9 protein-coding genes are annotated in these 15,059 nt (G+C 39.9%); 4 read left to right on the top strand and 5 right to left on the bottom strand.

Annotated features, from left to right (window positions below; genetic code table 11):
* Positions 1-4: 4 nt before the first annotated feature.
* The 4 genes from H6G76_RS01560 to H6G76_RS01545 form a co-directional block, all read right to left on the bottom strand.
* Positions 5-4,597 carry a hypothetical protein gene (locus H6G76_RS01560; protein WP_190694564.1) on the bottom strand — a complete coding sequence of 1,531 codons (4,593 nt, stop codon included), beginning with the start codon at positions 4,595-4,597 and terminating at the stop codon, positions 5-7.
* A 4-nt stretch (positions 4,598-4,601) separates the two neighbouring features.
* On the bottom strand, positions 4,602-6,662 hold the full coding sequence (locus tag H6G76_RS01555) for an SIR2 family protein (RefSeq protein WP_190694562.1): 2,061 nt from the start codon (positions 6,660-6,662) through the stop codon (positions 4,602-4,604).
* A gap of 58 nt (positions 6,663-6,720) precedes the next feature.
* Positions 6,721-7,290, bottom strand: a complete 570-nt coding sequence (locus tag H6G76_RS01550) for a hypothetical protein (protein ID WP_190694560.1) — start codon at positions 7,288-7,290, stop codon at positions 6,721-6,723.
* Between the two features lie 252 nt (positions 7,291-7,542).
* Complete coding sequence (locus H6G76_RS01545) at positions 7,543-7,728, bottom strand: hypothetical protein (RefSeq protein ID WP_190694558.1); 186 nt, start codon at positions 7,726-7,728, stop codon at positions 7,543-7,545.
* A gap of 379 nt (positions 7,729-8,107) precedes the next feature.
* On the opposite strand from H6G76_RS01545, the gene H6G76_RS01540 reads away from it, so the two are divergent.
* Positions 8,108-8,281 (top strand): hypothetical protein, encoded by a 174-nt coding sequence (locus H6G76_RS01540; RefSeq protein WP_190694556.1) that lies wholly within the window; start codon positions 8,108-8,110, stop codon positions 8,279-8,281.
* Between the two features lie 3 nt (positions 8,282-8,284).
* On the opposite strand, the gene H6G76_RS01535 is transcribed toward H6G76_RS01540, so the two are convergent.
* The gene (locus H6G76_RS01535) at positions 8,285-9,064 is read right to left on the bottom strand and encodes a DUF3120 domain-containing protein (RefSeq protein WP_190694554.1); all 780 of its coding nucleotides are present in this window, start codon (positions 9,062-9,064) and stop codon (positions 8,285-8,287) included.
* A gap of 438 nt (positions 9,065-9,502) precedes the next feature.
* On the opposite strand from H6G76_RS01535, the gene H6G76_RS01530 reads away from it, so the two are divergent.
* The 3 genes from H6G76_RS01530 to H6G76_RS01520 all read left to right on the top strand — a co-directional run bounded on the left by H6G76_RS01530 (position 9,503) and on the right by H6G76_RS01520 (position 14,755).
* Positions 9,503-10,456 (top strand): undecaprenyl-diphosphate phosphatase, encoded by a 954-nt coding sequence (locus H6G76_RS01530; RefSeq protein WP_190694812.1) that lies wholly within the window; start codon positions 9,503-9,505, stop codon positions 10,454-10,456.
* A 128-nt stretch (positions 10,457-10,584) separates the two neighbouring features.
* Positions 10,585-11,925, top strand: coding sequence for a TIGR03279 family radical SAM protein (locus tag H6G76_RS01525; RefSeq protein ID WP_190694552.1), 1,341 nt, complete (start codon positions 10,585-10,587; stop codon positions 11,923-11,925).
* Positions 11,926-12,022: 97 nt separating this feature from the next.
* On the top strand, positions 12,023-14,755 hold the full coding sequence (locus tag H6G76_RS01520; protein WP_190694550.1) for a family 10 glycosylhydrolase: 2,733 nt from the start codon (positions 12,023-12,025) through the stop codon (positions 14,753-14,755).
* Positions 14,756-15,059 lie beyond the last annotated feature (304 nt).

Here is a 15,059-nt window from a genome sequence, read left to right as displayed (position 1 = left end):
ACTACTAAGAATTTTCAGAGCCGATAAAACGCTTCCTTTCTTCTGCAGTAAGAATTCTAGGTACTTGTTCTTTAACCATTGCCGCTAATCTGTCAGTGGAGGTAATCCAAAGGCGGACAGTATTATCATAACTTCCAGAAGCTAGTCGTTTTTCACCTGAATTAGTAGTAATAAACACCACGGATGTAACACTCTGCTCATGTCCTCTCAAAACAATAGGTTTAACCTTGTATTCCTTCTGCTGCCAGTCAAAATCTGGCTTGCTTGCAGTTTCTATATTCCATAACCTGATTGTTCCATCAAAACTACCTGAAGCTAAAGTATTCCCATCGTGACTAAAAACTACTGAAGCTACCCAATAGTTGTGACAATTATAACCTGACAAAATTACAACTTTTTCATAGTCATCTTCGGGAGTTCTTTCATCAATATCTCTCCAATTCAGTTGATCTAAATCTTTAAGATTCCAGAGTCTAATATTTGTGTCATCGCTACCCGATGCTAGTATTTTCTCAGTGGGATGGAATGCCACTGACCAAACTCTTTTAGTATGACCTTTCAAAACACAATATTTAGCATTAGATGAAGATTTTCCCCAATCAAGTTGACTTAAATCCCATAGTCTAATCGTCGAGTCATTACTAGCAGTAGCTAGTATTTTTTTATTTTCATCAACAAGAAAGGCGATCGATGTAATGCTTTGTCCGTGTCCTGGTAAAGAAATAACTTTTTGATTTTTGAGCTTGCCTTGTTCCCAATCATTTTTGTCTAGTTGGCTCAAATCCCATAAAAAAACTGTATCGTAGACTGTATCGTTTTTTTGCTCTTGATCATCCCAAACACCTGCTGCGAGAATTTTGCAATCAGGGCTAAATGCGACTGAACTGATACCGTCTTTAATTTTTTCGTCTGTCAGAATTATCGGCGATCCATCTAGATTCTCTAAGTTCCATAACCGAACTGTTTTATCATTTTTTGTGCCGCTAGAGGCTAAAAGCTTACCATCTTGACTAAATGTAACTGACCAAACATAATCATTATGACCTATAAGAGTTTTGTGAAATTGTGGTTCATCAAACGAGTTGAGTGTCCATAATTGAACTTTCTTATCCCAACTAGCCGAAGCCAGCATCTTTTGTTCTGAATTATAGGCAACCGACATGACGTTATCTTCATGAGTTCTCTTGGTTTGCGCTTGAATTTCTTTCGGTTCAGTTACGGACGGAAGTAAATTCCATAGTCTAACTGTATTATCCCAACTTCCTGCTGCTATCCACTTTTTATTAAGAGCAAAGGCAACCGAACTAATACCAAAATATTGACCTGGAAGTTCTTCAATAAGTTTGAAATCCTCCACATTCCAGAGTCTAACTTTTTGATCTTCGCCGCCTGAAATTAGGTGTTTTCCATCAGGAAGAAAGGCAACAGAATTTACAGTATCCAAATCGACACCTTGCCCAAGCATATCAGGTAGTAAATCTTTATCTTGATCATCCAAATTCCATAGTCTAATAGTTCTATCTGCACTACCTGAAGCTAATTTTTTACCATCTGGGCTAAAAGCTAACGATTTGACAGCTTCGTTATGCGGTGAACTGAGTGGAGTATGTTCATAATTACAGCTATGTGAATTCCAATTCCATAACCAAATAGTTCCATCATTATGACCTGAAACAAATCTATTTTTTTGAGGATCGAAGGCTAGCGATAAAACTTCCTTTAGTTTTTCTCCTTCGACAACCCTTAATACGGTAAAACCGGAAAGGAGATTGATTAAAAAGTCATCATCAGAGTTGGCGTAATCTTCCCAAGATTGATTTGGGTGTTCAGTTTGATGCAAATTCACGAGTTGGATCTTACCGTCCTCTCCACCGGAAGCTAAGATTGAACCATCTCTGTTAAATACTACTGATTTAACTTTATTAAATACTACTGATTTAACTTGCTCAGACTTACTATCCAAATAATATAAAAAACTTTTAGCCCACAAATCAAATTTTTCGACTGATTGTTCTTGACTTATCTTTTGGTGCCATTTCAACCAAAATATGCAAGTATGATCAGTTTTTTCAAAAAATTTACCATTGTCTTGTTTTTTGTAGTAATGATGAGTCCACAGAATTTTATCTGGATTTTGTGGATTTTGTGGATCTAAATCTTTTTTCAGATTCCATAGTTCTACATTTCCGTAGTCTTTTCCTGCAACTATAATTTGCTGCTGCTCATCTGGGTGAAACGTAACCGACCAAACTGAACGATCTACCCCTTGAACAGAATTTGGAGCGTTAAGAAAATATTTAGGTTGATGTTCATAGGGAGGGGTTAATTGCCAAACACCTATCTGTCCGTCATGGCTACCAGAAGCTACCAGTCTCCCATCTGGACTAAACGCCACTGATGTAACGCCTCCCTGATGACCTTTCAAGGTGATGCTGAAATGCTTTACACTCAAAGCTTCACGTAATGCTTCATCAACTTGATCTAATATTCCTAAATTATGCTCTTTATTAAAATTATATGCTTCAAGTGCGAGTAAAGCAGCTAAATCATCTCGCCTACGTCTTAGCTGTCGTATAGATTCGGTTGGCAATCTCTGTGCGATTGTAAGGCTGTGAACATATTGAATATACTTTGTCCGCACCTCTTGAATTGCTGGAGCCAATTGGCTAAGGTAAAGTTCGTAACGTGGTGGCGATAATCCAACTGACCTAAGAATCCTTGCTTGACTTAGTTTGTTCAAAATTCCATTGACTTTCTCCTCCTCTAGTGTTGTTGGAAGGTTTAGACTTTCAGATTCTTCTTGGGCATATTTAACTAAATCAGTTACAGACAAGAGGTTTTTGCGAAGAGATGGGGTTAAAAAGTACGAAAGGACGTGCTTTGCTTGCATTGCCGTTCGTCGCTTATCTTGATCTTCTTCAGGAAATAGCTTCTCTATTCTTGTAGATACGTATTCCTTGACAATTCCCTCTACAAAGCCTAAGTTTTCAAATTTTTCAAAAGTTATGCAATCAACGCCGTCTACCTCTTCTCTTTCCTCCCAAAGTCGAGTCATCACAATTTGAAGATAAGGAGCAGCAATTTGAACTTTTTGTGATGCTTCACTCTTCTTATCGGTTAATTTGTCTAAAATATGATTAACTAAACTGTCTTTAAAATCAACTGTTTTGGAATTGGGCGATCGCTGCTTTTTGTCTTTAAATGATTTATCCCAAAGAGAATCTTTAGACAATTGGAAATATTGCTCATCCCATGCTGAAATTTGAGTTTTTAGATTGGAAATAAAGGTACCAAATTTATCAAAATTATCATTATCTTCTCTAATAGAAATCAAACAATGAACTGGCAAGTCATCACAAGTGAGTATTTTGTTCAGTGACTCAGCAAATAATTCTGGCTTTGCTAAATGGCGAAAATATTCTTCAAAATGGTCAAATATAATTAATAGCTTGCCGTTGTATTGTTGTTTTTTAAGGAAATTATCCCAAGCTTTTAAAATCTTGTCTAACTTGCGTATATGTGATAATGAATCTTTCGACTCTTGATCTAAATATAAACTAATTTTATTTTTGATTTTTTCAATAAGTTTGGAAAGCGGATTGTCTTCCCAAGCGTCAAAAAGAACAACGGGTAATATTGGACTATTATGCTGTTCAAGGCTTTCTTGAACTTCCGAATCTAGATACGGGACAACTCCCTTTCTTAGCATAAAACTCTTGCCAACATTGCTTTCTCCCGCCAGAACGGTTAAACGAAATTCCTTTAACCTATTTATAATAGTTTGTCGGCAATTGTATCGAGCAAGCGGTTTTTGAATAGCTTCTTCTGCTGATTTTCGATCAAGATGCTTGAGTTCCAAACAATTATCAACAATACTAGGCAGATAACCTTTTAATTCTTCAAGTTTATAATAAGCATCCGAACGAATTGCAATAAGAAAATTAACATTTAAAGTGGAATAATTACGTACATTGGCAAGTTCTTTAATAAACTGTTTGCCTTCATCTTGTTCAAAATAATAAGAAAAGTAATCCTCAAACTGATCCAGAATGATCAATAGTTTACTACCCCAGTATTCTTCACTAACAATATCTGACAATACCTGTAATTCCTGAATGAACTCGGATGATGCAGAAGCCTTTGATTTTTTATCGTTTTTTTCTCTATTACAGATAGGTTTTTGAAACCGTCTTTCTAGGCTTGAAGAGTCTTGATCTAGTCCTAATGCCTCAGCAACAGCTTTCTGGCTCTGTTTCAATAACTTATCTAGCAGCTTAGGGCTATCCAGTAGTTGAGGATTCCAATTTTTGAAGACAACAACAGCAAATTTTGGAGAATTTGATTCCTTTCGGTTCTCTTCTGTAAATACGCGTAGGCGATTGGCAATACCAGCATGGAGGAGTGAACTTTTACCAACACCACTCTCACCATAGAGAACTGTCAATCGGGAATTTAAGAGGTTGTCGGTAATAATTCTTTGCCACTTATCTCGTCCAAAGAAAAACAAAGCGTCTTCTTCTGTGTAGGGATCTAAGCCTTTGTAGGGAGGAGCAAGGTAATGCTGTTGCTGTATGTTCTGGTCAAATTTATCTAGCATATCGCTATCTCTTATTATAATTTCGATGAGCGGAACAATTTGACAAGTCTAGATTTAATACCTTTTCCAAATGAGCTTGTAACTTATTTACATAGTCCTCGTAGGGACACTCGACTAGTTCGACTGCCCATTTATGTTCCGAAAAATATTTATTACTGAGTTGTCCAGGGCTTGATTGATGAATCAGCCAAGCTTTGGGTGTTCCGTTTTTGGATTTGGATGTATCCATCGCAATCCCAAATCTGCCTGGGCAAACACGGCTTAGAAGCATCTGCAAATCACTATCATTCGCACTAAAGCCAATAAATAAGATATCGCTCTGGTTCAATCGCTGAATTAACTTCTGTGGAAGCAGTTCTGACAAGATTGGTTTTTTTCCATCTTTGCCGATCATGTAATTAAGGAGATGAGTTGGAGCGATCGCAAAACTGTCTTCCCCTGGGTTTGGTGAGTTGTGCAGCGCACCACCAAAAAGTTTGAGAATGATTGGACGTTCAACGGTAGGTAAGTTGTTAGATAAGTTTTCTGCAAGTGGAAGTTTTTCATACTGATTTGTTGGCTGTTCTGGTCTGCCAATCACCTCTACTTTCCTGTTCCCGTTCTCGGAAAATATATGTTTGAAACGACTGCAATCATCTCCTTCTGCAATGTAGGAGACAACATCAAATGTTGTCTGACTACCGTCAAAGGCTTTCTCAAAAGCGCATTCTAATCCCAAGTCATAGTTAGTTGTGGCAATTAATTGATAAGGGAATTTATACTGCTTTTTCTCCATAGAAGCAGCAAGAGAAGCGAATAAATATTGAAATTTATTTGGACTGTAATTACGTCTAAAATAACGGCTAAGTTTGTCCATCAGACCACTCGCATTAGTGTCAGTAATGATGTACTGTGACAAACAACGAATATCGACTTTAGCAACTACTAGATCTTGTTCATACTGCAAATGTGGGAAGTTTGCAAGGTCTTTCTTGATTGGACAAAGAGAAGTTTGCCTTTTGCGATCGTCAGGTCTATCTTTTAATTTATAAGGACATACATCACAGGGCAATCCTATTAATTCCTTAGTTTTGAAACTAGAACTTTCATGTAGTTCTTCAGCAATTTGGATATCGTTGGGCGGTAGGTTATCGTTTGGCGTATTCGAGAAATTAATGCCTGAACCGAGGAAGAAAACTAATCTGCCGTTACGTATAGATTCAGTGACTTCCTTGAAATGCTCTTTAAGAGCAGAGCTGAGGTTTGAGTGTGAATTATTTTTGTGCTTCTTACCTGAATCAAATCCACCTTGTAGCAACGTATAAATGACGAATTCTGCGGCATTTTGAGCTGCTTTTTGCTGATATTCATCTTTATTAACATCTTTTTGCCCATCAGCCCAGTCACAGATAGCTTTGACTAAAATCCAATGAACTTGACTTCTAAATGCTGAAGCATAAAGTCCTGTCCCCTCCATGTCGCCACCAATGCTTTCTTGTGCGAGCTTCAGCAATTGGTCTCGAAAGTCTTGATTATCAACAAGCTTGTCACCTGAGAGAACTTTTCCGAATTTCACAGATGATTTATTCCATTTGTGGCTGCTAGCTGTGAATTTCTCTAGCAGCTTTGGTGAAGCCGACGAACAATCGCCTCGAAGAATAGTACTTGACTCTCCATTAGGTGCTGTACCAAGTCGCTGAAGCTCGTAGGCTTGTAGTTGCTGGGAAACTAAAATTTCACCTATATTCTGGTTGTATTTATTAACACCGAAGGCAATCCCAACCATGATTACTGCGGATGGAGATAATTCTTTAATAGCTTCATGAATAGTGAGTGTTGAGCCACTTGGCCCCCCAGATCCCATCCCTGACTGAACCATAAAGGTTCTTGCTCCGCCAATATAACCAAAATCATGGTAAGTATTATTAATATTAGGAATGTGCCAAGTGTCATTGTGGTTCGGCTCTCTTTGGATTTGACCCTGTGAAATTTGATTGTTAACTTCTTTAATTACTGCTGAAGCTTCAACTTCTGTAACCGTTACAAGAAGAACATCAACATGAGGGAGTAATTTTTTAGTAGCCATAAATACAGTTTTTCCTTAGGTTAAACAATAAACATATTGCTGTTTGTTAAACCTTAAACTACCGACCCTTTGCTAGGTCAGCATAAATAAAAATTTCTACTCCCAAAATCACCAAGAGGATAAATTCCACTACACAAAAAACTTGAACAAACCAAAAAATCTGACGCACGAAAATCCAAAATGCGACCAAACCCACAATCCCTGAGAAGACAAACGCAATCTCATCAATAATTAGTTGCTCAATTTTGCGTCGCTTGCGACGTTTATCACTCCTGTGAGCGATTTCCCAACCAAAAATAGATTCAATTTCTCCAATATCTGCACCTGCCCTACAAGCCAAGGTGCTGATTTTTTCAACCAGCGTGTAGCGAATATACTGACCGATCGCGGTAATCTTCTGATCATTCACCACATAAGTCCATCCCAGCACCAGACTTACCCAAGGAAGAACTAACAGAGCATAGGGATTCGCCTTCTCGCCTATAGCCAACGCCAGCACCGTACCAAATAAAGCCAGCGTCACATATAGTAGATTGTCACGGAAGCCAATACGTTGTACCTGCTCATCCTTGAGCTTGCTGTATTCCTGAAGATACACAGTTAGCATCTCCTGCTGTTCACAAGCCATAGAAACCCCCTCTAGGTAAACTTGAGTAGGAAATAGAATCTTAGAGACTTGTCTTAACAATTATTCAGTTAATTGATCGATTAGGTAGTAGCTTGTTTCCCTAATCAACCTAGTGCTAGCTTTCGCAATTTAGATATTGCTGGAAACGTTAATGAAGGTGTGTATTTCCAATGAAAATATTTTAGTGATCTCCGTTAAAAAAGTATCACTATAGCAATAAAAGTATGTTTTTCTGAAAGAAAATTTACCGTCTTATAACGGATTAGGACGAGCATTTTCCGCCGCGTGTCCCATGAAAATTTGTCCCTGTGCTGTGATAAAAATACTAGATGGGAAACAATAGCCATGCTTGAGAGGTTCTGCAATCCTTTTCAGTGTGCCATCCAACAGCAGAGACTTACTGGAGTTGTAAGTGCCAAAATCAATATCTAACCACATACCCACTTCCCTAGAACAGAGTAGAGTTTGTTGTATTTGTCCTTAACGAGAAGCTATGTTTGCTTATGACAGATTTTTTAAATTTTACCTTCGCAACCTTGCCCAGTGCTGTCAAAGATAATCATAGCTATCGTTATCTATCACATAAAATAAGGACAAATTTGTGAGGAACTTGTGAGCATTAAAATAAGTAAAAATTCTCTGTTAAATTAAAATTTACGTCTGATGTTAATTAAAAACACCTGTGCTCCCATAAGGGTTTCTAAATTCGCTTTAATTTATTATTTTAGGGCTAATCCATATTTTTTTACATAGGCAGAGAATAATCTGTAGCTCCTATTTTTAGGACTCTTCGCAACAAGAATGTTTAAATGATCAAGTGGGCTGGCGATCGCCTAATTCATTATTTTGTTTAGTATTCAGAGTTGGGGCAGGTCAAGATACCAGAATTTTGCAGGGCGATCGCCCCTACGAAGGCATGAATCTTCCAGGTGTTACCAGATTAACGCCAACCATGATACCTACTATCAAAGCACTAGAAGCAGTTGATTAGATTTTATGCTGCTAGAGCCGCTAGTAAAAATAAACTGTCTACTAAAATAGTGCTTAACACCGCGCCACCAAAAGCATACCAATGTCGCTGCTGGTTGAGTAAAGGTAAAATCCCGGTTATTGCTAGCATTAGTGCGAGAAATACTGCCCAAGCTTGCCCCCAAGGAGTTTGAACTTGAATGACAGCAGCTTGTAAAATTGGCGATACATTCTCAGGTTCTACCTGCATGATTTGCCGCCAGTAAGGCATTAAGTCAACTATATAAAAATACACATCTGTTAAAACTGTGCCAAATAAGGAACCTAAATAAAACCAGGTACCAACCTTGCCCCAATTTCTCACTAGACACCAACAAGCAAATGGTAAGCCGATAGACTCTATTGGTAAATGCAATACAGGTTCCCAACGCAACCAGCCCCAATAAATTGCGCCTGCTAACCAACTCCAGCTAAAGCCTAAAAGCAAATCCCCCCAGAGGTAAGTTGCAGGACGTGACATTAAGCGAAAACTCAGCCACACCCAAAACCCTGTCATCGCTAAACTAAGGCTAGGAAGCGATCGCACTAGCGGTGCTTCGATGAATACTGGTACTGATACTAGAAATACTGCTGCGGCAAATACTAACCAAGTTTGTCGAGTTGATATTAATAAAGGTAAAGATGGCGATGCGGCAAGAGTAGATTCTAATTTTGGTATACCTAGCTGCCCAGCATCGTTTATGGGTAATTCCTCAGCTATAGAGGTGGTAGAAGCTTTGTAAGATGACAATGTAGTATTAATCAAAGTTTTAATAATTGTAACTAATCTTTATTTTATTTAAGATACCATATCCATAAATCCCCCCCTAGGGCATTTTTATTCTACCTAGATTTTACGTAATTTTGAGATTTCTGGGAAAAAAGCAGAAATAATTAAGAACTGAGGGGCTAGAGGCTAGGGACTAGTCAGCTACTCTATGACTAGTATTTGATTTTTGAAAAAATTCAGTACATTGTTACCTGCCTTAGAAACTGTTGCCTATTGCCTGACTACACAGGTATGTTCAGTAATCAAACCGGATTTTGATCGCCGTCAAAACCCACAACCAAAGATGAAAAACTTTCTTCTCTAGCTCTAGCCTCTAACCTCTAACCTCTATCTATTTTCAAGCTAGTATCCTGTAAACTTCCTAGAAAGATGTTTCTTTAAATGGTAGTAATCACAGCGATCGCAGGTAGAATAATGACTCTATTTAAACGTCAATGGTTAGTGTGCTTATTTGCAGCATCTGCAATTGTCTCAAGTGCAGCATTTCCAGCACTGAGTGCCTCACCCAACGTTGGGGAAACTGGGGTACAACAAATGAATATTTTGCAAGCAATTGTTTTAGGCTTTGTCCAGGGAATGACTGAGTTCCTGCCAATTAGCAGTACAGCACATTTAAAAGTTGTACCTGTAGTCCTCGGTTGGGGCGATCCGGGAGTCGCATTTACAGCTGTGATTCAGTTAGGTAGTATTGCCGCCGTACTATGGTATTTCTGGGGAGACTTATCAAGAATTGTCAAAGGCGCAACCAGAGCGATCGCCCAAAAAGATTATGCTGATTATGATTTACGCTTGTTGCTGGGCATTATTTTAGGAACTGTACCAATCGTCTTTTTTGGACTTTTAATTAAAAGATTTATCCCCGACTTTGATAATTCACCTATTAGAAGCTTAGGTGCGATCGCGATCGCTTCGATAGTCATGTCCTTATTGTTAGGAGTAGCAGAAAAACTCGGCAAACGGGTACGGGACTTTGAACACCTAACCATGAATGATGGGCTATTAATGGGTTTAGCGCAAGCTATGGCGTTAATTCCTGGGGTATCGCGTTCCGGTTCTACTTTGACAGCCGGGTTATTTATGAGCTTACAACGAGAAACAGCCGCCAGATTCTCATTTTTACTCGGCATTCCCGCCATTACCTTAGCGGGATTAGTTGAGTTAAAAAGTGCTTTAGGCGCAGTTACTGGTGCAGGGATAGCACCCTTAATTGCCGGAGTAATTTCTGCGGCGATTTTCTCATATATTGCGATCGCCGGATTGCTGCGCTTCCTCAAAACCCAAAGCACTTGGGTATTCATCTGGTATCGCCTAGCATTTGGCGTAGCAATTTTAGGTGCTATCAGTGCGGGGCTTCTGAAAAATATTTAGTAGTCAAAAGTCAATAGTCCAGAGTCCATAGTAATAATTGAGTGTTGACTCATGACTAACATAGTCAATAGCCCAGAGTTTGTAGTAACGACTTTGACTATTGACCATTGACCTTTGACTATTGACTCATGACTAACCTTCGTCCTGCCAAAATTACCAAAGTACTACCAGACTCAATCGCCGCCGAAATTGGCTTTGAGGTTGGGGATGCGATCGTTGCTATCAATGGTACACGTCCCCGCGATTTAATTGATTATCAGTTTCTCTGCGCTGATGAATTTCTCGAACTCGAAGTTTTAGACACTGCTGGCAAAACCCACCAAGTCGAAATTGAAAAAGATTACGACGATGATTTAGGGCTGGAATTTGAAACTGCCCTCTTTGATGCTTTAATTCAGTGCAATAATAAATGTCCGTTTTGCTTTATCGATCAACAGCCTCCAGGTAAACGCTCCAGCTTGTATTTAAAAGACGATGATTATCGTTTGAGCTTTTTGTATGGTTCTTACCTGACCTTAACCAACTTACCAGAACGGGAATGGCAACGGATTGAACAAATGCGCTTGTCTCCCTTGTTTGTGTCCGTTCACGCTACCGAACCGGAAGTGAGAATCCGGCTGTTGAAAAATCAGCGTGCGGGACAAATAATGGAACAAATACGCTGGTTCCAAGAAAGACGGCTGCAAATTCATGCTCAAGTTGTGGTTTGCCCTGGGATTAACGATGGCGAACATCTGGAACGCACAATCAAAGATTTAGCGTCATTTTATACTGGTGATGTGCCTGCTGTGGCATCAGTAGCAGTCGTGCCAGTTGGTTTGACGCGTTTTCGTCCCCAAGAAGACGAACTCATACCAGTAACAAAAGAAAAAGCGCAAGAAGTGATATCACAGGTGCGATCGCTTGCCCAGCAATTTCGCCAGCAATTCGGCTCGAATGTTGTTTGGTTAGCCGATGAATGGTATTTAATTGCTAGGGAAGAACTACCCACAGAATCAGAATACGAAGAATATCCGCAAATCGATAACGGTGTCGGTTCGATTCGGTTATTTCTCAAGCAATTTGCATCGGCTGCTGCTGAATTACTGCCAGCAAAAGTTTATCCTCAAAGAAAATTGACTTGGGTAGTAGGTAACGCCGTTGAAAAAGCATTTCAACCTATACTGCAACGCTTAAATTCTGTTGAGGGTTTAGAAGTAAATATGTACGCCTTAGCCAGTGATTATTGGGGACAAACTATTAGTGTCACCGGATTACTAACAGGACATGACTTACTTTTAAACTTAAAAGACAAAGATTTAGGTGATGGAATTTTGCTGCCTAATGTCATGCTTAAGTATGGCGAATTAGTATTTCTAGATGATGTCAGTGTTGAGGAATTAGAGAGACAATTAAATACTAAAATCTTTCCCATAGCAGGAGTTACAGAATTAATCAACACCTGTAGTACAGAGAAAATAAAAATATAAATCTAAAATATTCAGTCGATTTTCGGAGGCTTTTAGTTGTGGAATTGGATAATAAATAATAAAGGAAGTCTAATGTTAAATTAAGTGAGGTTAAGTGGTGAAGAGTCAGGAAACTGCAACAGTAAAAACAAAAAAAGCCAGATTCTTCATCATTAGTTTTAACCTTTTAATTATTAATTGTTTAAGCAATCTGAATATTTTGCCAGTTAAGGCGGCAACTGAAGAACCTGTATTAAGCGTAGTTCAAAGTCCAGAAAACACACAGCAATGGACAGGAATAACTAAACGCTTGCAGAGCAGTGGGTTCAAGTATTGCGTCATTCCCTTATCTGAAATTAAGAGTGCCGCAGATTGGGGCGATCGCAAAATATTATTTTTGCCCAACGTCGAGACATTAACACCAGCACAAGTAATTGCCCTAGAAGGATGGACAAGCAAAGGCGGCAAGGTCATCGCTAGTGGCCCCGTTGGCAGTTTATCAGCACCAGGAGTGCGACAGTTCTTGCGATCGCTCCTCGGCAGTTATTGGGGATTTGGTCTTGATGGTACACAACAACTCAAACCAGCAAAAACTAAATCACAAGCATGGGCTAACCAAACCGAACTGTTTGGCAAAGTTCGTGGTGGTGTGTTGATTGCTGATGGCATAAGCAGTCAAGTCTCTGCTGTGTGGAATACTCAAGATAGCCCTGCCGCAGTGGTAACAACAGAAAGCTCTACCCTACTAGGTTGGCGTTGGGGAACAGATGCCGCCTCAACATTAGAGTTAGATAATGCTTGGCTAAAAGCGGCTATCAATCGACATTTCACAACAGCATCTAGTGCGAGAAAAAAAATCCCTGGAGCCGCTTCAAACTGCGCTACGACGATAGCGAGTGCAGGGGAGCAGGGGAGCAGGGGGGCAGAGGGGCAGAGGAGCAGAGGAAGTACTTTTCAGTCAACAGTTAACAGTCAACAGTCAACAGTCAACAATCAACAGCCAACTCCCCAACAGGAGGCTATTGACCAATTGGAACAAACAGTGCGGTGGAATGTGCAACCAGATTCCAATGTGCCAATTGATGACAAAGAAGCGATCGCTCTGCAACAAGAGTTAGAAAATTTAATTAGTCGGGTAGAAAGTGCTTATTTAGCTGCCGCAGTTCATCCTGCCAATGTTGGTGTAGCTGTTACCAGCAACCCCCAATCTTTAAAAGAAGAAGAAACGCGAGTAGCTTCCACTAGACCAGGATTTCCTACTGCAAGTAAAGAACAAGTTATTGCACAGGCGCGGCAAGTTGCCCAAAACATTCCCCAGCTAATTGCTAATAAAAACTATGCCCTAGCGCGTCAGCAATGGTTAGCGACAAGGGCGAATTTATGGAAGAATTTTCCGATAAATCGCAGATTAGCATCGGCAGAAATTCGGGCTGTGTGGTTAGACAGAGGCACAATTGTTCGGGCTGGTGGTGAAAAAGGATTAGCGAAAATTTTTGATAGCTTGGCACAGTCAGGAATTAACACTGTTTTTTTTGAAACTCTCAATGCCAGTTATCCAATTTACCCCAGTCAAGTTGCACCCCAGCAAAACCCCCTCATCCGTGGCTGGAACCCCTTAGCAGTAGCGGTAAAGTTAGCCCATGAACGCGGCATAGAGTTACACGCCTGGGTATGGACTTTTGCGGCTGGGAACCAACGCCACAACCAAGTAATCAACGTTAATCCTAATTACCCAGGGCCAGTATTGGCAGCACATCCTGATTGGGCAAATTACGATAACAAAGGCAACACTATTCCCTTAGGACAGACCAAGCCATTTTTCGACCAAGCTAACCCGCAGTTACGCCAATATCTCCTCAAATTATTTGAAGAAATTGTCACTGATTATCAAGTCGATGGTTTACAGCTAGATTACATTCGCTATCCTTTCCAAGATCAGGATGCGGGTCGGACATATGGTTATGGTAAAGCTGCTAGGGCGCAATTTCAGCAATTGACTGGTGTTGATCCTTTGACTATTTCTCCAGCACAAGCAGATTTATGGCAAAAGTGGACAGATTTTCGCACCTCACAAGTTGATAGCTTTGTTGCTGATGTGTCACAGATGTTGCGAAAAAAGCGGGAAAATTTGATTTTGTCGGTGGCTGTATTTCCCTTACCAGAAAGAGAACGCATTCAAAAGCTACAACAGCATTGGGAAGTTTGGGCGAGGCGAGGAGATATAGATTTAATTGTGCCGATGACTTATGCCCAAGATACTGCTCGTTTTCAACGTCTTGCCCAACCTTGGATAGCTTCTACACAATTGGGTTCTACCTTATTAGTGCCAGGGATTCGTTTGCTATCTTTACCAAATTTGGGAGCGTTTGACCAACTGCAACTTATCAGAGACTTGCCAGCTAGTGGTTATGCGCTGTTCGCTGCCGAGAATTTGAACAACGATTTACTAAAAATATTTAATAGTACTCAAGGCAAGGTACAAGCTGTAGCTAGTGAACCAATTCCCCATCGCCAGCCTTTTCAAACTGTAGCCGTTCGTTACGCTGCTTTAAAAAGAGAATGGCAGTTTCTCATCCAAAATGACCAACTGCAAATACCAGCCACAAAAGTTGCTGATTTTAACAACCAGATAGAACTGTTAGAAAAGGCTTTTACTCAGTTAGCGGCTGCACCTTCTGCAAGTAAATTGCTCACAGCCAAAGCCTCCTTAACGCGGTTCAACTCACAATTTCGCATTTGGATGCGCCAAACAGCTATTGATAACCCTTATCAAGTCAAAGTTTGGGAAAATCGGCTGGCAACTATAGAAAGGCTATTGCGTTATGGCGAAAGGCGATCGCAGTTACGATAAGGCAGGGTGTAGGGTGTAGGGTGTGGGGTGTAGGGAAAGACTTGTATTGATGAGTGGCTATGAAAGTTATTTAACTGAATATCTTGCAAAAGTGGTTTTTGCACTCTTGTGGGAAAAGGTTAAAGGTTAAAGGGGAAGGGAAAAATACAACACCTTTCCCCCTTTCCCCTTACCCTTTTCCCCACTTCTGCAAGAAGTCTATTGATTCTGCTGCACTATACGTGTATTTGCACACTTTATCAAGTTCACGCTTTTAATTTCTTTATATAAAATTTACAGTTGATTTGCAGTATTTTTCATTAGT

Origin of the sequence: Nostoc sp. FACHB-152 (assembly GCF_014697475.1) — a bacterium.
Classification (GTDB): Bacteria; Cyanobacteriota; Cyanobacteriia; order Cyanobacteriales; family Nostocaceae; genus Nostoc_B.
The sequence above is the reverse complement of the archived record's forward strand: the minus strand, read 5'-3'. Positions and strand labels throughout refer to the sequence as shown.

Excerpts from the sequence above, each read along its gene's own strand:
- H6G76_RS01550 (WP_190694560.1), bottom strand. The coding sequence starts at position 7,290 with ATGGCTTGTGAACAGCAGGAGATGCTAACTGTGTATCTTCAGGAATAC.
- H6G76_RS01545 (WP_190694558.1), bottom strand. The coding sequence starts at position 7,728 with ATGTGGTTAGATATTGATTTTGGCACTTACAACTCCAGTAAGTCTCTG.
- H6G76_RS01560 (WP_190694564.1), bottom strand. The coding sequence starts at position 4,597 with ATGCTAGATAAATTTGACCAGAACATACAGCAACAGCATTACCTTGCT.
- H6G76_RS01530 (WP_190694812.1), top strand. The coding sequence starts at position 9,503 with ATGACTCTATTTAAACGTCAATGGTTAGTGTGCTTATTTGCAGCATCT.
- H6G76_RS01555 (WP_190694562.1), bottom strand. The coding sequence starts at position 6,662 with ATGGCTACTAAAAAATTACTCCCTCATGTTGATGTTCTTCTTGTAACG.
- H6G76_RS01525 (WP_190694552.1), top strand. The coding sequence starts at position 10,585 with ATGACTAACCTTCGTCCTGCCAAAATTACCAAAGTACTACCAGACTCA.